The sequence below is a fragment of the Glycomyces albidus genome (assembly GCF_009451885.1).
Classification (GTDB): Bacteria; Actinomycetota; Actinomycetes; order Mycobacteriales; family Micromonosporaceae; genus Glycomyces; species Glycomyces albidus.
Map to the genome: position 1 here is coordinate 105,913 of NZ_WIAO01000015.1, position 22,914 is coordinate 128,826.

The 22,914-nt window shown below is 71.7% G+C and carries 18 protein-coding genes; 8 read left to right on the forward strand and 10 right to left on the reverse strand.

Annotation, left to right across the window (positions count from 1 at the left end):
* Positions 1-74: 74 nt before the first annotated feature.
* Entirely contained in the window at positions 75-407 is a 333-nt protein-coding gene (locus GFD30_RS13905; protein ID WP_153025799.1) for a hypothetical protein, read from the reverse strand.
* A 165-nt stretch (positions 408-572) separates the two neighbouring features.
* Between GFD30_RS13905 and GFD30_RS13910 the strand changes: the two genes are divergently transcribed.
* The 3 genes from GFD30_RS13910 (at position 573) to GFD30_RS13920 (ending at position 3,561) form a co-directional block, all read left to right on the forward strand.
* Positions 573-866, forward strand: a complete 294-nt coding sequence (locus GFD30_RS13910; protein ID WP_153025800.1) for a GntR family transcriptional regulator — start codon at positions 573-575, stop codon at positions 864-866.
* Positions 867-1,148: 282 nt separating this feature from the next.
* Positions 1,149-2,288: a M48 family metalloprotease gene (locus GFD30_RS27945; protein ID WP_194201967.1), complete on the forward strand. Its 1,140-nt coding sequence runs from the start codon at positions 1,149-1,151 to the stop codon at positions 2,286-2,288.
* A complete protein-coding gene (locus GFD30_RS13920; protein ID WP_153025802.1) occupies positions 2,278-3,561 on the forward strand; it encodes a zinc ribbon domain-containing protein in 1,284 nt (427 codons plus the stop codon). The genes GFD30_RS27945 and GFD30_RS13920 overlap by 11 nt, the downstream gene beginning before the upstream one ends.
* Before the next feature lie 591 nt (positions 3,562-4,152).
* Here the strand turns inward: GFD30_RS13920 and GFD30_RS13925 are convergent.
* Positions 4,153-4,506 (reverse strand): hypothetical protein, encoded by a 354-nt coding sequence (locus GFD30_RS13925; protein WP_153025803.1) that lies wholly within the window; start codon positions 4,504-4,506, stop codon positions 4,153-4,155.
* Positions 4,507-4,762: 256 nt separating this feature from the next.
* Between GFD30_RS13925 and GFD30_RS13930 the strand changes: the two genes are divergently transcribed.
* On the forward strand, positions 4,763-6,811 hold the full coding sequence (locus GFD30_RS13930) for an RNA degradosome polyphosphate kinase (protein ID WP_153025804.1): 2,049 nt from the start codon (positions 4,763-4,765) through the stop codon (positions 6,809-6,811).
* Positions 6,808-7,689, forward strand: coding sequence for an NUDIX hydrolase (locus GFD30_RS13935; protein ID WP_194201968.1), 882 nt, complete (start codon positions 6,808-6,810; stop codon positions 7,687-7,689). Before GFD30_RS13930 ends, GFD30_RS13935 begins: the two co-directional genes overlap by 4 nt.
* 345 nt (positions 7,690-8,034) lie before the next feature.
* On the opposite strand, the gene GFD30_RS13940 is transcribed toward GFD30_RS13935, so the two are convergent.
* On the reverse strand, positions 8,035-11,106 hold the full coding sequence (locus tag GFD30_RS13940) for a glycoside hydrolase family 3 C-terminal domain-containing protein (RefSeq protein ID WP_153025806.1): 3,072 nt from the start codon (positions 11,104-11,106) through the stop codon (positions 8,035-8,037).
* A 167-nt stretch (positions 11,107-11,273) separates the two neighbouring features.
* Here GFD30_RS13940 and GFD30_RS27005 point away from each other — a divergent pair, with 167 nt between their 5' ends.
* Both GFD30_RS27005 and GFD30_RS13950 read left to right on the forward strand, forming a co-directional pair.
* Complete coding sequence (locus GFD30_RS27005; protein ID WP_227996262.1) at positions 11,274-13,766, forward strand: Hsp70 family protein; 2,493 nt, start codon at positions 11,274-11,276, stop codon at positions 13,764-13,766.
* Complete coding sequence (locus GFD30_RS13950; protein WP_322633235.1) at positions 13,763-14,272, forward strand: SRPBCC domain-containing protein; 510 nt, start codon at positions 13,763-13,765, stop codon at positions 14,270-14,272. The genes GFD30_RS27005 and GFD30_RS13950 overlap by 4 nt, the downstream gene beginning before the upstream one ends.
* A gap of 166 nt (positions 14,273-14,438) precedes the next feature.
* Here the strand turns inward: GFD30_RS13950 and GFD30_RS13955 are convergent, their stop codons facing one another.
* The 3 genes from GFD30_RS13955 to GFD30_RS13965 all read right to left on the reverse strand — a co-directional run bounded on the left by GFD30_RS13955 (position 14,439) and on the right by GFD30_RS13965 (position 17,430).
* A complete protein-coding gene (locus GFD30_RS13955; RefSeq protein ID WP_153025807.1) occupies positions 14,439-15,434 on the reverse strand; it encodes a chaplin family protein in 996 nt (331 codons plus the stop codon).
* A 309-nt stretch (positions 15,435-15,743) separates the two neighbouring features.
* Positions 15,744-16,253 (reverse strand): hypothetical protein, encoded by a 510-nt coding sequence (locus GFD30_RS13960; protein WP_153025808.1) that lies wholly within the window; start codon positions 16,251-16,253, stop codon positions 15,744-15,746.
* Positions 16,254-16,677: 424 nt separating this feature from the next.
* A complete protein-coding gene (locus tag GFD30_RS13965; RefSeq protein WP_322633236.1) occupies positions 16,678-17,430 on the reverse strand; it encodes a DedA family protein in 753 nt (250 codons plus the stop codon).
* Between the two features lie 217 nt (positions 17,431-17,647).
* Here GFD30_RS13965 and GFD30_RS13970 point away from each other — a divergent pair, with 217 nt between their 5' ends.
* On the forward strand, positions 17,648-18,823 hold the full coding sequence (locus tag GFD30_RS13970) for a flagellar basal body-associated FliL family protein (RefSeq protein ID WP_153025809.1): 1,176 nt from the start codon (positions 17,648-17,650) through the stop codon (positions 18,821-18,823).
* A gap of 7 nt (positions 18,824-18,830) precedes the next feature.
* Here the strand turns inward: GFD30_RS13970 and GFD30_RS13975 are convergent, their stop codons facing one another.
* The 4 genes from GFD30_RS13975 to GFD30_RS13990 form a co-directional block, all read right to left on the reverse strand.
* Complete coding sequence (locus GFD30_RS13975) at positions 18,831-19,679, reverse strand: hypothetical protein (protein ID WP_153025810.1); 849 nt, start codon at positions 19,677-19,679, stop codon at positions 18,831-18,833.
* A gap of 323 nt (positions 19,680-20,002) precedes the next feature.
* Positions 20,003-20,362: an ArsR/SmtB family transcription factor gene (locus GFD30_RS13980; protein WP_091033022.1), complete on the reverse strand. Its 360-nt coding sequence runs from the start codon at positions 20,360-20,362 to the stop codon at positions 20,003-20,005.
* Between the two features lie 525 nt (positions 20,363-20,887).
* Positions 20,888-21,907 (reverse strand): LacI family DNA-binding transcriptional regulator, encoded by a 1,020-nt coding sequence (locus tag GFD30_RS13985; protein WP_153025811.1) that lies wholly within the window; start codon positions 21,905-21,907, stop codon positions 20,888-20,890.
* Between the two features lie 34 nt (positions 21,908-21,941).
* Complete coding sequence (locus GFD30_RS13990; RefSeq protein ID WP_153025812.1) at positions 21,942-22,808, reverse strand: HAD family hydrolase; 867 nt, start codon at positions 22,806-22,808, stop codon at positions 21,942-21,944.
* Between the last annotated feature and the right edge of the window lie 106 nt (positions 22,809-22,914).

Consider the following 22,914-nt stretch of genomic DNA (forward strand, 5'->3'; position numbering starts at 1 on the left):
AGCGTTGCCCCAGGTAGACAGCTCCTTTACCGAGTTCTGTCCATTCTGTCAATTCTGTCCGGGGGTCGGTTCCCTCAGCGCCTCGGCGGCGGAGCCGTAGCGGCGAGGTAGGCGTTGACACGCCCGTGTTGGCGGTCCCGCCAGTCCTCCGGTCGGGTGGTCGCCGAGCCGCGCCAGTCGATGCGGTCGGCGCGGTCGCCTGTCGCTTGGAACGTCCCAACGCGCTCATCTCGGCCGTCGCCGACGCGGAGCACCAGGCATCCGTCACGGCGTACCTGGTCGAGGAACAGCTCAACGATTTCCCCGGGGGCTTCCCAGGTGCGAACCCAGTTCATCCGGGCCGGGACGACTCCGAGCATCGGCTCGGGGTCTTCCGCCAGGTCGTCATTGGTCGATACGCTGTCCATGTCTCGCCCCTTCGTCGGGTGAGGCCACACCCTGGGGCCGGTGCTAGCGGTCGCCAGGGTCTTTCCGTATGGCTCCAGCGTAGCCAGCCTGTCTGGTCCTGTCTGCATACAGGTGAACCTATCGATCCTGGTAGTTCGGTAGGTGTACCGCTCTACGGTCAGAGCATGGATGCAGACGCCGAGATCGACCACGAGGCCATTACGCCGGTCTACGCACAGCTCGTGGCGATCCTGCGCGCCCGCATCGAACGCGGCGACTGGGCCGAGGGCCGCCGGATCATGTCGGGCCCGCAGCTTGAGCAGGCGTACGGGCTGTCTCGCGACACGGTCCGGAAGGCGCTGCGCGTTCTCATCGATGAGGGTGTGCTGACGGCGGTACCGGGACGAGGAACCTTTGTGGCCCCCGCTGACGGCGCCGAACCCTCAAGACCGGACGGCACTGGGGAGTCTGCCGAGTAGTCGCGAGTTCTCTGGGCGCTGCGGGGCCTGCGGGCCGCGTGCCGCGATTGTGGCACTTGTGGGCAATACTTCGGCATGACGTTCTGTGATCAATGCGGAGCGAAGCTCCCGCCCGGTACCACGGCCGTCTGCCCCGCGTGCGGGGCGCTCCTAGTCGGACCGGTTGCCCCAGCCCCTGCCGAGGCGACCCGCTGGGATGGTCGCCCTGCCGTCTGGAGTTCGGCGGGACGCTGGCTGTGGTCGGCCGTCGCCGCCCACCCGGCCGGGACGGCATCGGCGATCGTGTGCGCGTGGTTCGGCCTGCCCCTGGCGGTGCTCCTCGGCGCGGTCGGCACCGTCGCCGGAGCCGTCCTCGGATTCTTCTCCGGGACGCCCCTCGGTGAGGGCGTCCAGTCGCGGCTATGGGTGCTGTTCGACCTCGTCTTGCCGCTGCCCGTGGCGATTCCGGACCTGATTCCGGACATCGCCTGGCAGCTCGGAGCCATGCTCGGACTGATCATCGGGGCCGTCTACGGCGGCGCGTCCCTCGCCTGGCTCGGCCTGTCCGGGTCGTGGCGGGCGCTGTGGGAGGCCGACCCGACGTGGCCGCTGTCCATGGCGGCCGGGAACGTCGCCGCCGCGCTCGTCCTCGGCGTCGCCTTCACTGCGGCCATGGTCGCCGCCGAACGCTGGCGGCTCACCCGCTTCGGCGGGGCCCGGGCGGCAAGCGGACGCGAGGCCGACATGATCGCACCGGCCCTCGCCGAAGCGGCCCGCCGCCTCGGCGTCGCCTCCGTCCCGCACGTCCTCATCACCGACGGCGGCGGCCCCGCCGTCGTCGCACACGCCCGGCACGTCGTCATCTCCCGGGCGCTCCTCGCCGAGTGCGTCGGCGACGGCGACCGGCTGACCGCGCTGCTCGGGCGCGAGCTGGTCCACTGGCGGGCAGGCCACCCGGTCACCCAGTTGTGGGTGCGCGGCGTCGCGCTGCCGCTGACGGCCGTCTACGAGGTCGCCGCCCGCCTGCTCGCCCCGTCGACCAACACCAGGGCCCGGCCGTTGACGCTGACGCTGTACCTGCTGCTGTGGCCGGTCATCTTCACCGTGCAGCGCATCATGGTCCCGCTGCAAGCCAGGTGGTGGCGGCGGGCCACCGTCGAGGCCGACGCGGTCGCCGCCGCCTGCGGGTGGGGCCCGGCCCTCGCCGAAGCACTCGCCACCACCCCGGCCGCCGAGGGCCCCGGCGTCGTCACCTGGCGGACCGCGTTCGACACCACGCCACCCGCCGAGGCCCGTATCGACGCTCTGGAGCGGGCGGGCGTGCCCCGCCGCGACCTTGCCGCCGACCTCGCCGGTTGTAGGAACCCCAACCGCCGGCACGGGGTCCCGGTTGTAGAACTCCCACAACTCAGACGACAGGAGGTCCCCGCCGATGCCGACTGACACCACCGACGCCCCCGCCGCCGCTGCCGACTGCGACCACGCCGGGACCCGCGACGGCGCCCGGTTCTGCCCCGCCTGCGGAGCCGCCCTCGCACCCGACGCCACACCGACACCCGTCGCCACCGCGATACCGCATCCGGCCGGAATCCCTCGGCCCGCGCAGTACGGCCGGGCCGATCGGGCGCGGCGGATTCGCCTGCCGCGCCGGGCCGCCGTCGCGGTCGCCGTCCTCGCCGCCGCTGCGGTCGCGGCCGCCGGGACGCTCTACCTCGTACAGGGACAGCGGTACTCGCCAGAGCAACCCGCGCGCGAGCTGATCGCGGCTCTGGAGACCGGCGACGGCCCGGCCCTCGCCGCCCTCCTCGGCGTCGAGGCCGACGCCCACCCGCTCCTCGCCGCCGGTGCCCTCGAGACCGGATATGAGCCGCCGACCGACCTCGCCGTCGTCGGCGTCGACTACGACACCGCCGGGCAGTGGGAGGCGACCGGCGACGGCATGTCGTCCCGCTGGGTCGAGGACTACACCCAGCGCCCCGACATGGAACACGCGACCGTGACCATCGCCTACAGCCTCAACGGGGAAGCGCACACCATCGAGCTTGACGCCACCCGCGAGGGCGGCGGGTGGGCCCGCCCCTGGAGCCTCAACCCGGCCGTCCTGGAAACGACGGTGACGCCCTCGGCGAGACGGCCCGGGCCGGTACAGCTCGCCGCCGCCACCGTCGACCACGCCCCGCCCGCCGAGGACGACCAGTGGAGCACTCAGGACGACCCCACAGGCCTGCTCGCCCTCCCGGGGGTCTACACCGCCACGGCACCGGGCGACGCGCTCTGGACGGACGCTGAGGCGACCGTGGCCGTCCCCCTCGGCGAGGACACCGCCGCCGTGCTCTCCGCCGACATCCGGCCCGACGCCGAGGTCGACACCGTCGCAGCCGTCGTCGCCCACATCGACGCGTGCGCGGCGATCGGCGGCTACCCCAACGCCGAATGCGGGTGGCGCGACGACTCCGGATGGATCACGCTCCTGCCCGACGACACGCCGTGGACCCTGGAGACGTATCCGGCTGTCGAGGTCGAGCCCGACTACGCCGGGGAACTTGAGGTCTACACCGTCGAACCCGGCTCGGCCGTCGCCACGTACGAGACGGCGGCCGGAGAGGCGCGCACCGTTACCGCCGAGGTCCACGCCAATGGAACGGCGACCCTCGGCGACGGCGGCGCGCTCGTATTCCAACCGCAAGCGTGCGACCTCGGCGCTTCGTATTGCTAATGCGCTGCGGGCGTAGAACACTCACCCTCACGAATCCGGCTCTGATCAGCAAGGACATCCCGGAATCCGGCCCGCTGAGAGCCACTGAGACGAAACCGGCCCTACCCCAGGTAGGACCCGACCGTAAACGGCCCTCAGGAACGATCTCAGCGGGTCGCGTTTTCGCAGGTCAAAGCCCGGTTAGCGACAGAGCCAGGCATTGACCGAGCACGCGCAGCGTCACTCCCATATAGACGGTGCCCGCAGGGGGCCAGGGGGGGCCAATTGGGGGGCCAATGCCAGTGAACCTCGGCGGACCTTGGCGGACAACCTCCGCCCGCATATCCGCTGGTAGACGAGCGTTGATGTCAGAAGATCCCAGTTGGCTCGCGGCTCCATTCGCCCTGTCAAGGCGGAGGTCGCGGGTTCAAATCCCGTCGGGACCGCAGTGAAAACCCCCAGGTTCGCCTGGGGGTTCTTTCGTGCTCCCGGCTCGTATGCGTGCATTCGGGACCTCCCCGCAGTGAAGGCCGATGAGGGGAGCCGCACCGGCGGTGCGCCCCCCTCATCGATGCCCGGACTCCTCGGTCGCCCCGGCCGTATGCCCGGCCGTCACCAGGGCTGCGGCGGGGCCGGCTCGTCCGGGAGGGGGCGGTTCGGATCCGGTTCCGTCGGCTCGAGGGGATCGTTCGGGTCGGGCTCGTCCGGGATCGGGTCGCCCGGGCGCGGCGTGCGCGGGTCGCCGTCCTCAGCGAATCCGGTATCGGGGATCTCGGCGTCAAGCTGATCCTGGAGCGGCGCGCCGCGGCGCTCCTCCTCCGGAGTCATGCCGAAGCGGTCGGCCTCCCGGTAGTCCCGCGCGTCGAGGATCGCGTCCTCGAGCGGCTCCTCGTTCTCCTCCTCGTCGTCGACGAACCCGAAGGTCTCCTGGTCAGTGGCGTCGTACGTCATGATCCGGTCGGACATGGCTCCCCCTTCGCTTCCCGGTGGACTGCGGCCCGCGGAATACCCCGCCCCGGGCGGAACATGCGCCGGGCCCGGTCATCTGGCGGACACCTTCACGCGGCCCGGTCCCAGCCCGGGACACGGGCGACGCCGAGGGCAGAGGGCGCGCCCCCGGGCCCGGAGATCCATTATGGTCACGCACTGTGATCCCGTGATCATGAGCGGATTTCAAAGCGCGTTCACCTCGGGTTCACTTTCTTCGTTAACCTTGTGATGTATGACGAATAGTGACCCTGTTCCCCTCGTCGACGCCGGTTTGCCACCCGACCGGTACCTCGACCGCGAGGAGAGCTGGCTGCGGTTCAACGGGCGCGTCCTGCGCCTCGCGCAATCGCCCGAGCTGCCCCTGCTCGAACGGGTCCGGTTCCTCTCGATCTTCTCGAACAACCTCGACGAGTTCTTCATGGTCCGCGTCGCCGGCCTCATGCGCCGCCTCGCCACCGGCCTGCCCGTGCGCACCTCCTCGGGCCGATCCCCGCACGCCGTCCTCGGCCGCATCGCCGGGCTCGCGCACCAGCTCAGCCTTGAGCACGCCGGGTACTTCCGCGACGAGATCGCCCCGCTCCTGGCCAAGGAGGACATCGCGATCGTCCGCTGGGCCGACCTCGAGGACGTCGAGCGCGCCCGCATGCAGGAGCTGTTCCGCACCCGCGTCTACCCCGTCCTCACCCCCCTCGTCGTCGACCCCGCCCACCCCTTCCCCTACATCTCCGGGAAGTCCCTCAACCTCGCCGTCCAGGTCCGCGACCCCCGCAACGGCACCACCCGGTTCGCGCGCGTCAAGGTCCCGCCGCTGCTGCCGCGGTTCATCGCCGTCGCCCCCGACCGGTTCGCGCCCCTCGAAGACGTCATCGCCGCGAACCTCGCGCAGCTCTTCCCCGGCATGGACGTCCTCGGCCACCACACGTTCCGCGTCACCCGCAACCAGGACCTCGAGATCGACGAGGACATCACCGAGAACCTCCTCCAGACCCTCGAACGCGAGCTGCTGCGCCGCCGCTTCGGGCCCGTCGTGCGCCTCGAGGTCGAGGACAGCATCGACCCGCGCGTCCTCGACCGCCTCGTCGCCGAACTCGGCGTCGACGACGAGGTCGTCTACCGGCTCCCCGGCCCGCTCGACCTCGCCGGGCTCGACGCGATCGCGAACATCGACCGCGCCGACCTGAAGTACCCGCGGTTCCGGCCCTCCGAGAAGGTCCTGCCGCCCGAGTCCGACCTGTTCGCGGTCATGCGCGAACGCGACGTCCTCGTCCACCACCCCTACGACTCGTTCACCGCATCGGTCGAGCGGCTCATAGAGGAGGCCGCCGCGGACCCGAAGGTCCTCGCCATCAAGCAGACCCTCTACCGCACCTCCGGCAAGTCCCCCATCGTCGACGCCCTCATCAACGCCGCCGACGCCGGCAAGCAGGTCGTCGTGGTCGTCGAGATCAAGGCCCGCTTCGACGAGCAGGCCAACATCGACTGGGCGCAGAAGCTCGAGCAGGCCGGCTGCCACGTCATGTACGGGATCGTCGGCCTCAAGACCCACTGCAAGCTGTCCCTCGTCGTCCGCCAGGAATCCGACGGGACCCTGCTGCGCTACACGCACGTCGGCACCGGCAACTACCACCCGACCACGGCCCGCCTCTACGAGGACTTCGGGCTCCTCACCACCGACCCCGAGGTCGGCGAGGACGTCAACGCCGTGTTCAACCACCTCACCGGCTACTCCCGCGACGAGGACTACCACCGGCTCCTGGTCGCCCCGCACTCGCTGCGGCCGGGCCTGATCGAGCGGATCGAGCGCGAGATCGAGAACCACAAGGCGGGCCTGCCGGCGCGGCTGCGGTTCAAGTGCAACTCGCTCACCGACGAAGGCATCATCGACGCGCTCTACCGGGCCTCCCAGGCCGGCGTCAAGGTCGACCTGTTCCTGCGCGGCATCTGCGCGCTGCGCCCCGGCGTGCCCGGCTTGTCGGAGAACATCCGGGTCCGCAGCGTCCTCGGGCGCTTCCTCGAACACTCGCGGGTGTACGTCTTCGAGAACGGCGGCGACCCGGAAGTATGGTTGGGCAGCGCGGACCTCATGCACCGCAACCTCGACCGGCGTGTCGAGGTCCTGGTGAGGGTCACCGGCGACGCACACCGCGCGCAGCTGACCTCGCTGCTCGACCGCGGCATGGACGACGCCACCCGGACCTGGCGCCTCGGCCCCCTCGGCCTGTGGTCCCGCCCGCGGGGCGGCGTCGACCTCCAGGAACAACTCATGCAGGAGCACCGTTGATAGAACCCGAGATCTTCGCCGCCGGCGCCGTCCTCTGGCGGCCGGGAGCGGACGGGCCCGAACTGGCCCTCATCCACCGGCCCAAGTACGGCGACTGGACCTTCCCGAAGGGCAAGCTCAAGCGCGGCGAGCACCTGCTCGCGGCCGCCCAGCGGGAGGTCTTCGAGGAGACCGGGATCCGGCCCGTGCTCGGCCGCCCGCTCGCGCCCTCCTTCTACGACAAGGAGGGCAAGCTCAAGCGCGTCGACTACTGGTGCGCGACACCCGCGGCCGACGAGGCGGTCGACGAGGCCGTCGACCCGCGCGAGGTCGACGACCTCGAGTGGATCCCGCTCGACCGGGTCGCCGACCGGCTCACGTACGAACGCGACCAGCCGGTCCTGGCGGACTTCAAGCAGGACCTCGCGCGCGAGACCGTCCCGATCGTGTTCGTCCGCCACGCCGTCGCCATGTCCAAAGCGGACTGGTTCGACCAGGACGAGCTGCGGCCCTTGAACCAGCGCGGCCGCGAACGCGCCCAGCAGCTCGAAGTGCTGCTCGCCGCGTTCCCCGCAGGCACCGCCTACAGCTCCACGAGCGCCCGCTGCCTCGAGACGCTCCTGCCGTACTGCGCCGCCGAAGGCGTGCCCGTGACGGGCCTGCCCGAGTTCACCCTCGGCACCAGCAAGCCCGCAAAGGCCACGGCCCGCCTCGACGAGATCATCGAGTCGGGGAAGCCCGCGGTCGTCTGCGGCCACGGCGAGCACATCGACGAGATGATCGCCTACACCAGCGGCCGCCTCGGCACCACGGTGCCGGTGGGGCCCTTGGAGAAGGGCGAGTTCGTGGTCTTCCACACCGCCGGCGGCCGGGCGGTCGCGACCGAGTATCACGTCTGAGCACTGGTCGGATGCGGCGCCGCGGTCGGGCTCTGAGCACGGGCTGAGCCGCGGCCGGGTCCGGTGGTGCTGAATCTGGTCGGTTTGCGGGCGGCCGACCCGGGCTGGGTCGGCCGCCCGCGCATGCTCCGCGCGGAGCGTTCGGACCGGCGGGGACCGCCGCGCGGGCGGCTTCCCGCGCGCGGTCTCGGTATGGCGACGTTCGCGAATCCCCATCTGTCGCCGCCATCCCGCCGGTCCGGCTGATGACGTTTTTGCTATCCACTACAACAGGCAGGGGCAGTCAGTGTCGAACGCGAAGAACCTACTTGTGGATAACTTCGTGCAGCCGCTGGTCGCGGCCGTTCAGCGGGCGAGGCGGATCGTGTCGATGTAGACCCCGCTCGCCTTGAAGACCAGGTACAGGTCCTCGATCCCCTCGGCGCCGCGGAGGTCCGCGGACACGTCGGTGAACGACTGGAGCCCGCCGGTCTTCGGGACTTCGACCTCGCCGAGGAGCGGCCCGGTCTCGCCGCCCGAGCGGACCTCGATCCGCGGGTCCGACAGGTCGGCCCAGTCGGCGGTCGTGGTCGCGACGCGCAGTTCGATCCGCTTGGCGCCGTTCAAGTCCACTCGGGTGAACCCGACGTGGGCGCCGGGGGCGCGGGACGCCGTCGAGTGGTAGCCGCCCTGGCGCGCCAGGGTGTTCAGCTTCGAGACCTCCCAGTAGGTGAGGGCGTGCGCGATCGTGGCCTTTTCCCAGACGTTCGCCGCCTCGGCGAGGTCGAGCGGCGCGATGGTCTCGCCGTGGAGGCGGATCTTCCCGGTCGCGAGGCCGTCGCCGGCGGTCAGGGTGTACTCGCCGGATTCGACGATGCGCCGGCCGCTCACCACGTCCCACACGAACAGGTGCTGCGGGTCGACCTCGATCTCGACACGGCGGGTCTCGCCGGGGGCGATGTCCTTGGCGCGGGTGAAGCCCGCGAGCCGGCGCGCGGGGACGCGGTCGCCGTAGGCCGAGTCCAGGGCGCTCGCGAAGAGCAGCACGACCTCGTCGGAGGTGCGGTCGCCGGTGTTGGTCACGTCCACGGCCGCCGTGAACCGCTCCTCGGCGTCCGCTTCGGACGGCGCCTGGAGCGGGCCGTATGCGAACTCGGTGTAGCTCAGGCCGTGTCCGAAGCCGAAGACCGGCTCGGCCTTCGAGTACTGGTAGGTGAGTCCGGCGCTGATGACGTCGTATTCGAGCATGTCGACGTCGCTGACGCGGTATGCGTCGGCGCGCGGGCCCGCCTTCGGGAGCGAGGACGTGTCGGCCAGCCAGGTCGAGGTGAGCCGCCCGGCCGGCGAGTAGTCGCCGGCCAGGGCCTCGGCCAGCGCGGGGCCGAGGGCCTGCCCGGCGTGGGAGGTGTAGAGGATCGCGGCCACGTTGGGGTCGGCGGCGATGTCGCCGATGGCCAAGGGGTAGGCCGAGACCACGACGACGACGGTGCGGCCGGGCTTGGCGGCGGCGACGTCGCGGACGAGGTCGGCCTGGCGCGGGGCGAGGTCGAGGCCGGGCCGGTCGAAGCATTCGCGGGCGTTGACCATCGGGTGGTTGCCGACGAACACGACGGCCCATTCCGCGTCGGCCGCGACGGCTGCGGCGGTTTCGGGGCCGTTCTCGACGATCGTCTCGGTGAGGATCGGCTCGGCCGGTCCCTTGACGAGCGGCAGTGAGCCGTCTTCGGCGAGGCGCACGTGGTAGGGGCCGTCGGCTTCGGCGGGGACGTGGTTGACGCCGAAGAGCTCGACCGTGTCGCCTTCGCGGCGGTAGTGGAGGTTCTGGTGGGTGAACCAGGCGTCGCCGTCCTCCATGGCCGTGGTGACGGCTTCGAGGCGCGGCCCGCCGCCGCCGGAGGCGCCGGCCTGGTTCTCGAAGGTGGCCGGGCCGTCGTTCTGCTGCAGCAGGTTCGCCTGGACGAACTTGCCGGTGGCGTGGTGGCGGAACATGTGCTGCTCGTGCGCCCAGTCCCAGACCTCGAAGGTCTCGGTGCCGCCGGCGGTGTCGGCGCGGGCGGCGAGCGTCCCGTCTTCGGCGACGGTGACGTACCGGTCGCCGGCCTTCCAGGCGACGGTGTCGTTGCCGCTGTGGTGGGTGACGTGCGCGAAGCGCTCGCGGAGGGCCTGGAGGGGGCTGGGGCGGCGTTCGGCGGGGACGGTGGGGCTGTAGAAGTCGCGGAGGTTGAGGTCGGCGAGGGGGCCGACGACGGCGATGCGGGCGGTGTCGGGGATCGGCAGTGCGGCCTGGTCGTGCTTGAGGAGTACGAGCTGCTCGCGGGCGGCCTGGAGGGCGAGTGCGATGTGCTCGGGCCGGTCCTGGGGGTGCGGGTCGGCGGGGATGAGGTTGTACTCGCAGGCGTCGCCGTCGAGTTTGCCGGTGCGGACGAGGAAGCGGAGCCAGTCGCGCACCACATTGTCCACATGGGACATGGTGACGCCGAGGGTGCCGCGTCGGACGGCCTCGGCCGCGTTCGGCACGAACGGCAGTTCGGAGCCGTCGGCGAAGTTGCTGACCCCGGCGTGGAGCATGAGCGCGGAGGCGTAGACGCCGATCTCGTCGGCGTCGATGGCGAGGCCCTGCTCGGCGGCGAGGGCTTCGGGGTAGGGCACGTCGCCGCGCGGGTCGACCTGCCAGGAGTCCCACGGCTGGCCCTTGGTGGTGTGCAGGTTGACGCCGTCCCAGCCGTCGGGGAGGAAGAAGAACTCGCCGTCCTGGGCCCATTCGGCGCGCAGGGTCTGCATGATCGGGGAGATGATCGAGGGCACGCCGTTGACGTTGTTGTACGCGGTCATCGCGCCCATGACCGCGCCGGCCTCGACCGGCATCCGGTAGGGCACGGCCTGGTACTCGTGGAGGGCCCGGACGCTCATCGACGAGGAGCTCTGCGAGCGGTGCCACTCGTGGTCGTAGCCGAGGAAGTGCTTCATCTGCGTGAAGGTCTTGACGTACACGGGGTGGCGTCCGCGCAGGCCCCAGGCGTAGGCGGTCGTCATGGCGCCGACGTGGAGCGGGTCTTCGCCGAAGCCCTCTTCGAAGCGGCCGGCGAGGGGGTTGGAGCGGATGTCGGCGACGGGGCCGAACGAGGCGTACACGTCGGTGTCGCGGGCGCGGACCTCGTGGGCGACGGCTTCGCCGACGGCCTCCATGAGTTCGGTGTCCCAGGTCGCGCCGAGGCCGACGGCCTGGGGGAAGAACGTGGCGTCGGGTTTCTTCCCCGAGCTGTGCAGGACTTCGTTGAACTCGTTGGTGAGGGCCGGGAGGGTGTTCCCGTCGGCGAGGACGGTCTCGGGGATGCCGTTCAGGCAGGCGATCTTCTGCTCGTCCGTCATGAGGGCGAGGATCGCCTCCACGCGTTCGGCGACAGGCCTGGTCGGGTCGAGGTACACGGGAGCGGTCATGCTCGTCCTATCGGTCGGTGTCAGTCCCCTCAGACATTACGACGGGCGACCAGACAAATTCAAGCGGATTCGCGGGTGACCGGCGCGACGCGCCCCGGCCGCGGCCGCGGGCGGCCGGCGGTGCGCAGGGGCGGCCGCCGTCCGTTCGGTTCGTTACGATTCTCGTCATGAGCCCCGGCCCCCAAGGAACTGCGCTCGGCGTCGACTTCGGCACCTCGCACACCATCGCGGTGGTCCGCCGCGCCGACGGGAGCGTGCGGCCGCTGCTGTTCGACGGCGCGCCGCTGATGCCCTCGGCGGTGTGCGCGGATTCGGAGGGCGGCCTCCTGGTCGGCCGGGACGCCGTCCACGCGGGCCGGCGGCACCCGGAGCGGTTCGAGCCCAACCCGAAGCGGCTCATCGACCGGCCCTCGACGCTCCTGGGCTCGCGCGAGTACCCGGTCCCGGACCTCATCGCGGCCGTCCTCGACGCGGTCGCCGACGAGTGCCGCCGCGTCGTGGGCGTCCCTTCGCAGGTCACGCTCACCGTGCCCGCCGAGTGGGGTCCGGCCCGGCGGCAGGTCGTCGAGGACGCGGCCGCCCGCTCCGGCCTGGGCCGGGTGCGGCTGGTGCCCGAGCCGGTGGCGGCGGCGACCTACTACGCGGAGGCCCTCAAGCACCGCACCGCCGTCGGGTCGTCGATCGTGGTCTACGACCTCGGGGCGGGCACGTTCGACGCGAGCGTGGTGCGCCGCACCGAGACCGGGTTCGAGACGGTCGCGCTCGACGGCCGGAACGACTTGGGCGGCCTGGACATCGACGCCGCGCTCATCGAGCACCTCGGCGGCGTGTACGGGGACCGGGAGGGCTGGAAGCGCCTGGTCGACCCGACCACGATCGAGGAGCGCCGGTTCTTCCGCGAGTTCCAGGAGGAGGTGCGCGGCGCCAAGGAGCGGCTGTCGCGGCACCAGCAGTCCGACATCGCGATCCCGCTGCTCGACGTCGAGGCGCACCTGACGCGGACCGAGCTGGAGCAGATCGCCCGCCCGCACCTGGAGCAGACGATCCGCGTCACGCTCGCGGTCGTGCGCGCCGCGGGGCTGAACCTCGCCGACAGCGCGGGCGTGTTCCTCGTCGGCGGCGCGAGCCGCATGCCGCTGGTCGCGACCATGCTCCACCGCGAGCTCGGTGTCGCGCCGACGGTCCTCGACCAGCCGGAGGTGGTCGTCGCCGAGGGCTCGGTGCTGTGGACGCAGTCGGAGGCCGCGACGCTCCCGCTCCAGCGCCCCTTCACGCCCGCGGCGGCCCCGGCGCGGCCCGCGCCGTCCCCGCTGACGCCGCAGGCCGCTCCGGGACTGGTGTTCCCGCAGCGCACCGAACCCCAGCCGCAGTACCGTCCTCCCGGGCAGCACACGCCGCCGGAGCCGCGCACGGTCTCGCCGCCCGGCTCCCCGCCGCAGCAGACGCTGCCGCCGCGCACCGCCCTGGCGGACACGCCGCCGCTCGCGGTGTCCGGCGATACCCCCGAGCCGCCCGAGACCGACGCGGACCGGCTGCGGCGCAAGAAGATCGGACGCCGCCTGCTCGCGGGGTTCATCGCGGTCGACCTGCTCATCGTCGCGGCCCTCGCCTGGTACTTCAACCGCGACACGACCGCCGACGACTTCGACGCCGACGCCGGCGGGACGGCGACCTCGTTCATCCCCGACTGGTCGGAGGCGGAGGCGGGCACGCTCCTGTCCGTGATCGAAGGCGCCCACGGCGACACGGTCATGGCCCTGACGCCCGCCGAGACGATCGACGGCCCGATGCTGTTCTCCGGCGGCAACGACGGCATGATCCGCCAGTGGGCGCTGGACTCCGGCGAACTGGTCGACGAGTTCGACCTCGCCACCGGTGTGCAGGCGCTGTGGCCGGCGACGTCGTCCGACGGCTGGGAGATCGTGGTCGCGATCGGCTCCGAGGACGAGCCCTACGTCTGGACGCCCGAAACCGCGGACTTCACCGGGGCCGGCCTTCCGGAGATGGTCGACGAAGGCGCCGAGATCCAGTACGCGCGAACCGGTTCCGTGGACGGCCACGCGGCCCTGGGCGTCCTCAACGAGTCCGAGTTCGAGCTGTACGACCTCGAGGAGCAGGTCACGGTCGCGCGCTACCCGATCCCGAGCGGGTACGGCTACCCGCGCTTCTACGCCTCCGCGGACGGCGTCTCGACGAACCTGGCGGCGGTCACCTCCGCCCAGGAGGTCGACGTGGTCGACGGCCTCACCGGCGAGCCCTGGGGCCTGAACATGACCGCCGGCGACGACACGCTGGTCACCGCCGCGTTCGGCGTCGTCTACTACTGGGGCACACCGTACGCGATGCTCTACGACGAGAGCGGCTACCTGTACTTCTGGGACATGGACTCGCAGACGCCGGCGCTCTCCCCGATCGAGTACGGCAGCACCGACGACGAGTACCACTACGAGATGGTGGACACCGCGCACGGGATGTCGCTGCTGTGCCTCGACACCTGGAACTCGGCCCAAGCGGTCAGCGTCGACACCGGTGACGTGGTCTACTTCGAGCCCGACGGCGGCGAGGTCGCCAAACTCGTGGACGTCACCGTCGACGGCACGCAGTACGCCGCCACCGGCGACAGCAACGGCAACATTCAATTCTGGAGTCTTGGACTGTGATCATCCTGGTCGTCGCGGCGGTCATCGTCGCCGCCATCACCGCGTACGCCATCTGGGCCGGGAGCAAGGAGCACCGGATCGAGACCACCGTGCACCTGGACGCGCGCGCGAACGAGGTGTGGGCGGTCCTGACGGACTTCCCCGCCTACGGGGAGTGGAACCCGTTCATCACCGCGGTCTCGGGACTCCTCGCCGAGGACGAGCGCCTCGAGGTCCGGTTCATGCAGGCCGGCGGGAAGCCGATGACGTTCCGGCCGCGGGTCCTGCGGGTCTCCCCGGCCCGGCAGATCCGCTGGCTCGGCAAGCTCGGCCCGGGCGGGCTGTTCGACGGCGAGCACTACTTCGTGCTCGAACCGCAGCAGGACGGCACCACCATGCTCACCCACGGCGAGCGGTTCACCGGGATCCTGGTGCCGCTCATGGGGAAGACCATCAACGAGACCGAGGGCGGCTTCACCTCGATGAACGACGCCCTCGCGGCGCGGCTCAAGGAGGTCGGGGACTGACCGCGGGCCGTCCCGGGCGCAGAGCCGCGCCGCGGCCCGGGAGCAGAGCCGCGCCGCGGCCCGGGAGCAGAGCCGCGCCGCGGCCCGGAGGCCGCGGCGCGAGTCGTCGGATTCGCATCGATCTGCAGGGCCGCGCCTGGGGCGGCGCGGGTCCCTTCGCTCGGTCCTAGAGGACGCCCGCGCCGGCCAGCTCGGTCAGGTTCGCGACCGCGTCGGTGGCCGTGTCCGCAACACCTTCGGAGGTGGTGTTGCCGACCAGGCCGCCCGCGAGGCCGCCGACCACCGGGGCGCCGCTGACGGCGCCGCCGACGGTGTCGAGGCCGGGGACGGGGAGGGCCTCTTCGTTGAGGTCCATGTCCGCGGCTTCGGCGGTGGCGAGCTCCTTGTGGCTGTCGTGGCCTTCGTGCCGGTCGTTGCCGGGGATCTCGGCCTCGGAACCGCCGTCGCACGACGCGGTGGCGACACCGAGGACCGCGATGGCGTTGCCGCACACGTTGATCGGGGCCTGGATCGGCGCGAAGATCTGGTTGCCGTTGCCGAGGCCCACGTTGTCCTGGGTGGTCAGGTGGCCGGCGCCGCTGTAGTCGGCTTCCGAGCCGCCCTCGCAGCCCGCGTCGGCCGCGCCGCCGACCGCGACGGCGTTGCCGCAGGCGTTGATCGGGGCCTGGATCGGGGCCAGGAGCTGGTTGCCCGAGAGGGCGCCGATGTTGCGCTGGGTCGTGGTGTTCCCGGACTCGGTCACGCGGCCGGACTCGGCGACGGTGGCCGACGAGCCGCCCTCGGAGCCGGCCCAGGCCTGCCCGCCGACTGCGGCGGCGATGCCGCTGACGTCGACCGGGGCCTGAACGGGCGCGAAGACCTGGTTGCCGTTGCCCAGACCGGTGTTGTTCTGGCTGGTGAGCGTGCCGGCGCCTTCGAATTCGGCGTCGGCGCCGCCCTCGCAGCCGGCGTTCGCGGTGCCGAGAACGGCCGCGGCGATGCCGCAGATGTTGATCGGCGCCTGAATCGGGGCGATGACCTGGTTGCCGGAGACCGCGCCGATGTTGTCCTGCGTGGTCGCGTCAGTGCCGTCGGCGTGGGCGGTGCCGGCGCCGGCGACGAGGACCGCCCCGACGGCGACGAGTCCGGTCTGCGCGGTCTTGCGAGCCCATGAGTTGTGCACGAAGTTCACCTTTCAGGGAAATGGTTGTTGCTGTTCCATCACGTCCCCCGTGAAGCTCCGTGGCTCCAATGGCTTGTGCACGTTCGATGAAGGCGAGCTGGGTCTCGCCTGTGAACGGGGTGCTATTGAAACCGGGAGAGTTGTGCGGTCGGCGGGCCGTCCGGTCGGGCGACCGCGGTCGGGCTCGCGCGGCGCTGGCGGTGCACCACCATGTCGCGTTCGCCGTTCCGCCCGTCGTCCTGGGCCGGACGGTCCGCCGTCCGTGTCGACCGGGGCGCGGCGGGCGCCCTGGCCGTGTTCGGGTTCGCCCTAGAAGGGCAGCGGGACCGGAAGGCCGCCGCCGAGGCCGCTGAGCAGGTCGCCCACGGGCAGCGCGTCGAGCGGACCGCCCTGGGGCGCCTCGTCCTGACCGCCCCGGGGCGCGTCGTTCCGGTCGCCCTTGGGCTCGTCGTCGTCCCGGTCGCCCTTGGCCTCGGCCTTGGCGCCCGCCTTGCCGTCCGCCTTGGCGTCGGCTTTCGCGTCGGCCTTGGTGTCGACCTTGGCGTCCGCGGGCGGCGCCAGGAGGCTGAGACCGGGAACGGAGCCGACCGCACCGAGACCCGGGACCTTCTCGGTGACCCCGGAGGTGACTCCTCCGACCGCGTCGGATGAGACCGGGAGCCCCCCGAGGGCCTCCGGTGTCGCCATGACGAGGTCGCCCGCGGACTCCTCGACGTTGTCGGCGGCCTGAACGGCCGTCCCCGCGAGCAGCAGAGCCCCCGTGGCGAGGCCCCCGACGAGGCCCGCCGTACGCACAGTGCGCATCTTCATCTGCTTCATTGCCTTTCCTCGTGCCGATCCGGCCCGGTCGCTGGGGAAGCAGCGTTGACCGGGCCGCCGAGCGGCACTAGATCGCTGGATTGTCCGTGGTCGACAAGCGGCTGATGGCGGCGCGCGCCGAAGCGGCACCTGCTCATGCGACCCCCAGCCGCGACCGCACCGACTGGATCGCCGGCGGATCGGGGACCGCGCTCGCTGTCCGTGGGCCGGTGACACTCCGGCCCGGCCGCTTCGTGTTGCGGCCACCCTGAATAACTGGAGAGGCGGGGGCGCGGTTACGCCCAGACGCGAAGAAATTCGAAAAAGATGCGACGTTGCGCACCGAGAATGTGAGCATGACGCATATGCCCGGGTCGGGTCCCGCGGACGCGAAACGGCCCCTCACGCGAACGTGAAGGGCCGCAACCGGAAAGAGTGAAGCGCGCTACCGCACCCGGCGCAGGATCATCGTGTCCGAGTGCCCGGCGCCGCCGTTCTGGTCCTCGCCGCCGCCCCGCCGGTTGCGGATCAGCTTGATGATCCGCGCGATCACGAACCACGCGAAGAGGCCGCCGATGATCACGACCACGATCTTGCTGAGCAGCCCCGAGTACTGCTCGATGATCGGGGAGATCGTCGGGCCGAACCCGAAGCCCAGCCCGATCCAGATCCCGTTCCAGATCACCGAACCGACCAGGGTGTAGCCGGTGAACTTCCAGAACGGCATCTTCTCGATCCCGGCCGGGACCGAGATCGCGCTGCGTACCAGGGGAAGGCAGCGCCCGGCCAGGACGGCGATGCCGCCCCACCTGGCGAAGAACTTCTCCGATCGCTCGAAGTCCTTGAGCTCCAGCAGGGGCAGCTTCTCGAACAGCCACCGGGTGCGCTCGCGCCCGAAGAAGTAGCCGACGTAGTAGAGGATGTACGCCCCGGCCATCGAACCCAGCGCGGCGAAGAACATCGCCAGCCAGAAGTTCATCTGGCCCTCGTAGGCGAGGTATCCGGCGACGGGGAGGATCAGCTCGGAGGGGATCGGGGGGAACACGGACTCGATCATGAGGGCGAGGCCCACGCCGACCTCGCCGAGCTTGTCGATGAGGCCGATGACCCACTGGACGAGGTCGCCCTCGCCCTCGGCCTCGGGGATCTCGCTCGTCGCAGCGGCCAGTGCCAGGCCCTGGCTGAGGAAGTTCGTCACGCGGCCAGCGTATCCGGCTCGCGTTCGGCCCCGCCTCGGTCATCGGACCGAGCCCTCCCCGGCCGCGCGACGGAGGTCCGGGGCGCCCGCCGCGGGACGCGTTCGGCCAGGTGTCGCGCGGCGTGCGGGGCCGGGCCATACTTAGTGGTGATTCCGCGCTTCTTACGGCTCGCACGCCCGGATAGCGCTCGGCGTATCGCAGGTTGAGGGGGCTTCGATGAGTCGCACGGTCGGGCCGTACAACGACGTCGCGACCGCGCGCGTCGAAGGGGCCTACGAGCTGTGCGAGGGCAAGGACGAGAGCGGCCGGCCCGTGCAGATCCTGACCCTCGGCGCCACCTCCTCCAAGGACCCGGCCCGCCGCGGGCTCCTCTCCGACACCGTCGCCTGGGCGTACGCCACCGCCGGACCTGAGGACGCCCCGATCCTCGTCGCCGACCTCGAGGCCGAGCAGCCGTACGTCGTGGTCCTGCACGACCCGCGCCTGCGCGGCGCCGACCGCATCATGGACCGCCTGCTGGCCCTCGGCCCGGCCACCGGGCCGCTCCCGGTCGGGCCCGCGGCCGCGGCCCAGCGCGCCGCCCACCAGATGGCCGCCGCGCAGCGCTCGGCCGCGCCCGCCTCGCCCTCCGGACCGCCCTCCCCGCCCCCGGCCTCGCCGAGCGCCGCGAACTACGCGGGGTCGCCGCCGGTCGTCATCATCGCGCCGCCGAAGAAGCGCTCGCAGCTCGTCCCGATCCTCGTGGGCGTCGGCTCGGTCGTGGTCATCCTCGCGCTCGTCGTGGGCGTGTGGATCCTCATGTCCGGCAGCGGCGGCGACCCCGGGGACTCGACGGCCGAACCGCCCGACAGCGCCGCCGTCGGCGACGTCTCCCAGGCGCCCTCCGACGCCGGCGACGAGGACCAGCAGAGCGACGAGGTCCCGCAGTGGGACGAGTCCGCCCCCGAGGAGCGCGTCGGCGGCACCCTGTTCGAGGACGGCGCCCGGACCCAGACGATGGCGTACTCCGGCTGGCCCTTCGCGTTCCGGGTCCCCGCGGGCTTCGAGTGCACCGAGGACGGCCGGGCCGCGGTCTGCACCGCGGACGACGGCGAGTCGACGATCACGGTCGGCTGGGAGGAGTGCGCCGGGGACTGCCCGCCGGAGGCCCGCGAGGCGATGCGCGAGTCCCTGCCGTACCAGCCGCTCCAGGAGATGCAGAACGGCGACATCGGGGTGGCCGAGCGCACGCAGGTGTTCGGTCGCTGGCGCGGCTCGCTGAGCGTGTTCGCCGCGGCGGAGGACGGGGTGTTCCACGCGTGGTCGACGGTCGACGTGATGGACTTCCGCTCCGAGGAGGCGTGGCAGGTCTTCAACGACGTGCTGAACCAGTCGCTGGCGAAGGAGTCCTAGAGGGCTCTCACCGCTCGTCCCAGGCGCGGAGCGCGGCGGCGACGACCTCGGTCGACGAGGGCGCGGGCTGGGGGACGCCGGGGGTGAGGCCGTGCTGGGCGAGGAGCTCGCCGTACTGGTCGCTGCCGTAGGAGCGCAGGAGGTTCTGTGCGGCTTCGCGCTCGTCCTCGTCGAGGTCGGCGCGCGCGAACATCGGGTACTCGAACTGGGCGACCTGCGCGGCGCCGGTCGGGACCTGGAGGGCCTCGCCGCCGGCGGCGTTGTGGGCCGCGACCTCGGGGGCGGACATGACGGGCGGCGCGTCGCCTTCGGCGTCGCCCTCTTCGACCGTGTACTCGTCGACGCCGAAGATGACGATCCACATCAGGCTCGCGGCGTGCCGGCGCGGGTCCTGCAGGGCCACCCGGGTCTCGTCGGGGAGGATCTGGTCGGCGGCCGCGCCCTCGGGGAGGGCGATGCCGACGGCGCTGGAGGCGGTGGACTCCTGGAGGACCTCCCACTGGTCCGCGGCGGCGAACTCGGGGAGGTTGCGCCACAAGGCGGTCTCGGGGATCCAGACGTCGGCGTCGCCGACGGCGTTGCCGGCCGCGGCGTGGACGGTGATGTCGGCGCACACGTCGGAGCCGCGGGAGGGCGCGCCGCCGCCGGCGGCGATGAAGTCATCGAGCACGGCGGCGATCTCGGGGGCGGCTGCGACCTGGAGCTCCACCTCGGTCCCGCAGGACTGGACGTGGGCGATCGCGGCGTTGAGCGTGTAGGCGGTGACCGGCGCGAAGACGGCGAGCAGCGCCGCGCCTCCGAGGAGGCGGCGGCCCTCTTTCGAGAGGCGCCCTCGTCTGCGGTGTACGCCTGCCATGTGACGAGTGTATGACCTGGCGCAAGCGCAGTCGAGACGGCGTTTTTCAGTTTTCACAGTCGGCCGCGTTCCACGGCACGGCGAGAGCCTCGCTGCGCCGCACCGCATCCGGGCCCCGTCGATCTCGAGGCCGGTGGACCGCGCCGCCGGCGGGGCGCGGAGGTCTGAGGCTGCCCGCACGCGGTTCCGGCCGGGTGTGCAGGTCTCAGTCGTGCCGCACCCGCGCGCGGCTCAGGGCGCGCTCCGGCGGCTGGACGTCCGCGGCCGATCCGGTGCCGGTCGGTTCCGGCTCCGGCTCCGGTTCGGCCCCGGCGTCCGCGGGTTCACCGGCGCCGCGGGCGCCGCTTCGGCGGCGTCAGCAGGTCGGCGACGATCCGCATCGTCTCGGGGACGAGGCGGAAGTAGGCCCACACCCCGCGCTTGTCGCGCTGGACGACCCCCGCCTCGGCGAGGATGCGCAGGTGGTGGGAGACGGTGGGCTGCGAGAGCCCGAGCGGCTCGGTCAGCTCGGCGACGCAGGCCTCCTGCTCGGGGGCGGCCTGGATGAGGCTGATGAGTTGCAGGCGGTTCGGATCGGCGAGTGCTTTGAGGACACCCGCGATGCGCTCCGCGTCCGACTTGGAGAGCGTTTCGCCACTGACCGGCGACACGGGCGTCTCGGCCTCGACGGTGACTCGCACCATGATCGTGTTCCTTCCGGATTGGTTCCAGTCGGAGCCGGATACGGCCGCACTGCCATTAATCCAGTTCCAACCCTGAATATGCCCCTGCGGTGTGGCCGGGCGGTAACGACGACGCTTCCGGCTCGCAAAGGCTTTCGGTTCCGTTGGATCCCGAATCGGACTGCACCACGGTTCGATCCGGATCCACCGCCGAGATTACGCCTGCTCTGCCAACGGGTCCACCGCTGACACATGATCGGTTTGCAGGTCACAGGTTCGGCTATTCAGTTGGAGCCGCACTACCTGGAGATCTATCTAAATCTCCCTATGTTTAAGCGGTTGCCGATTCGTCGATGAGAGCGGATTCACCCGGCGACACCGATCGACGTCCCAACATATAGAACAGCTCTGATTCATGAGCTTAGCGCGCGGCCGCCGGCAATGCGGCCCACTGGTGTTTCCACTCCGTTACATGAGGTTGAGAAAACCCACATTCGGGACAAGCCGAAGGGCGGGGCCGGACGGCCCCGCCCTGCTCGACACGACTCAGGCCCGCGGTCGGGCGGTCGACTCGCGCTCGATGAGCTCGGCGTCGACCGACAGCTCATCGGGGTAGTCCTCGTCCTCGACCAGCGCCGCCTCCAGGGCGCGCACGCCCATGTCGTGCAGCGGCAGGGCGACCGTCGTGAGCGACGGCGTGAGGTCGCGCACGATCGGGATGTCGTCGAACCCGGCGACGGACACCTGGTCGGGGATGCTCACACCGCCTTCGCGGAGCGCCGTGCACAGGCCGGTGGCCTGCACGTCGGAGGTCACGAAGACCGCGGTCGGGAGCTGGCCGCCCTCGAGGAGCCGGCGTCCGGCCTGGTAGCCGCCGTCGCGGGTGAACTCGGCGGGGACGTGGACGACCTCGGCGTCCTCCGGCACCGCCGACAGGAACCCTTCGCGGCGCTCGCGCACGACCTGGAGCTGCTCGGGGCCGGCGACGACCGCGAACCGGCGGTGGCCCAGTTCGGAGAGGAACCGCGCCAGACTGGCCGCGCCCTCGCGGTTGGCGGGGCGCACGACCCGGCCGGGCAGGCCCGGCTGGCCCACCGACACCACGGTCGCGCCCAGTTCCAGCAGGTCCGACAGGTGCTCGGACAGCCGCTGCTCGGCGGCCTTGTCCGTGGTCCGCGAACCGGCGACGATCACCGCGCGCGGCCGGTAGCCGCGCAGCGAGTCGAGGTGCTGCACCTCGGAGTCGGGGTCGATGCCGGTGTCGGCGATGAGGACGCGCACGTTCCGGCGGGCCGCCTCGGCGAGCACGCCGCCCGCGATCTGCCCGAAATAGGGGTCGGTGACGTCGTGGAGGAGCAGGGCGACCGTCTGGGACGTCGCGCGCGCGAGCACCTGCGCGCCGACGTTGGGGGCGTACCGCAACCGTCGCGCCGCCTCGCGCACCCGCTCGCTCAGCTGGTCGCTCACCCGGTGCGGGGAGCCGTTGAGCACGCGGGAGGCGGTGGCCACCGAGACACCGGCGGCTCGGGCGACGTCGGCCAGTCGGGCCGGTTGTTTGCGTTCCATCCCGCTGAGGCTACCCATCTGCGGAAAGCGCTGCTCAAGCGGTCCGGAGGCGCCGGTCCCTCCATACTCGCCACACCACGTAGGCAACTGCCGCAACACCGATCCCGGCGGCGGCGACCTTGAGCCGGTTGGGCCGGGACAGCTGCGGGCGCAGCGCGACCGGGCGCCGGAACGTCAGCTGCGGCCACCCCTCCTCCTGGGCGAGGCGCCGCAGTCCGCGGTCGGGGTTGACGGCCCGCGGGAAGCCGACGGCGCGCAGCATCGGCTCGTCGGTGATCGAGTCCGAGTACGCGAACGACGCGGCCAGGTCGATCCCGCGCTCGGCCGCGAACGCCTTCATCGCCTCGGCCTTCGCCGGGCCGGCGGCGTAGAAGTCGATCTCGCCGGTGTAGCGCCCGTCCGGGCCGACGACCATGCGGGACGCGATCACGTCCGTCGCCCCGAGCATCCGCCCGATCGGCGCGACCATCTCCTCCCCGGAGGCGCTGACCAGCACCACGGCCCGGCCCGCCGAGCGGTGCGCCTCGATGAGCGCCGCCGCCTCCGCGTACACCGCGGGCGCGATGAGCTCTTCGAGGGTCTCTTCGACGATCGCCTTGACCTCGTCGGCCGGCCAGCCCTCGGAGAGCTTCGCGACCGCGTCGCGGGTGCGGGCCATCTGGGCCTCGTCCGCCGAGCCGCCGAGGCGGAACAGCAGGTGCGAATAGCCGACCTTGAGCACGTCGCGGCGCGCGAGCAGGCCGCCCTGATAGAGCGGCCGCGAGAAGGCGAGGCTGCTCGCCTTCGCGATGATCGTCTTGTCGAGGTCGAAGAAGACCGCGCCGCCCTGCGACCGGGCCGGCGCCGGGGCCGGTTCGAGCGAGAGTGCCGGTGAGCCGTCGCGGGGCTCCGCTGCGTTCATGCCGCAAGTCTAAACAGCGCGGCAAACCGCTTTCGCCCACTTGTCCAACGGAGCGAGGTCCGGCCGGACCGGACCGCGGACGCCCCGTGCGCCGCACCGGCCACGG

What these genes read in the sequence shown, in the direction of transcription:
- GFD30_RS13980 (WP_091033022.1), bottom strand. Translation starts at nt 20,362, where the DNA reads ATGGTGCGAGTCACCGTCGAGGCCGAGACGCCCGTGTCGCCGGTCAGT.
- GFD30_RS13975 (WP_153025810.1), bottom strand. Translation starts at nt 19,679, where the DNA reads ATGGCAGGCGTACACCGCAGACGAGGGCGCCTCTCGAAAGAGGGCCGC.
- GFD30_RS13990 (WP_153025812.1), bottom strand. Translation starts at nt 22,808, where the DNA reads ATGAACGCAGCGGAGCCCCGCGACGGCTCACCGGCACTCTCGCTCGAA.
- GFD30_RS13925 (WP_153025803.1), bottom strand. Translation starts at nt 4,506, where the DNA reads ATGTCCGACCGGATCATGACGTACGACGCCACTGACCAGGAGACCTTC.
- GFD30_RS13910 (WP_153025800.1), top strand. Translation starts at nt 573, where the DNA reads ATGGATGCAGACGCCGAGATCGACCACGAGGCCATTACGCCGGTCTAC.
- GFD30_RS13920 (WP_153025802.1), top strand. Translation starts at nt 2,278, where the DNA reads ATGCCGACTGACACCACCGACGCCCCCGCCGCCGCTGCCGACTGCGAC.
- GFD30_RS13930 (WP_153025804.1), top strand. Translation starts at nt 4,763, where the DNA reads ATGACGAATAGTGACCCTGTTCCCCTCGTCGACGCCGGTTTGCCACCC.
- GFD30_RS13960 (WP_153025808.1), bottom strand. Translation starts at nt 16,253, where the DNA reads ATGAAGCAGATGAAGATGCGCACTGTGCGTACGGCGGGCCTCGTCGGG.
- GFD30_RS13940 (WP_153025806.1), bottom strand. Translation starts at nt 11,106, where the DNA reads ATGACCGCTCCCGTGTACCTCGACCCGACCAGGCCTGTCGCCGAACGC.
- GFD30_RS13905 (WP_153025799.1), bottom strand. Translation starts at nt 407, where the DNA reads ATGGACAGCGTATCGACCAATGACGACCTGGCGGAAGACCCCGAGCCG.
- GFD30_RS27005 (WP_227996262.1), top strand. Translation starts at nt 11,274, where the DNA reads ATGAGCCCCGGCCCCCAAGGAACTGCGCTCGGCGTCGACTTCGGCACC.
- GFD30_RS13985 (WP_153025811.1), bottom strand. Translation starts at nt 21,907, where the DNA reads ATGGAACGCAAACAACCGGCCCGACTGGCCGACGTCGCCCGAGCCGCC.
- GFD30_RS13970 (WP_153025809.1), top strand. Translation starts at nt 17,648, where the DNA reads ATGAGTCGCACGGTCGGGCCGTACAACGACGTCGCGACCGCGCGCGTC.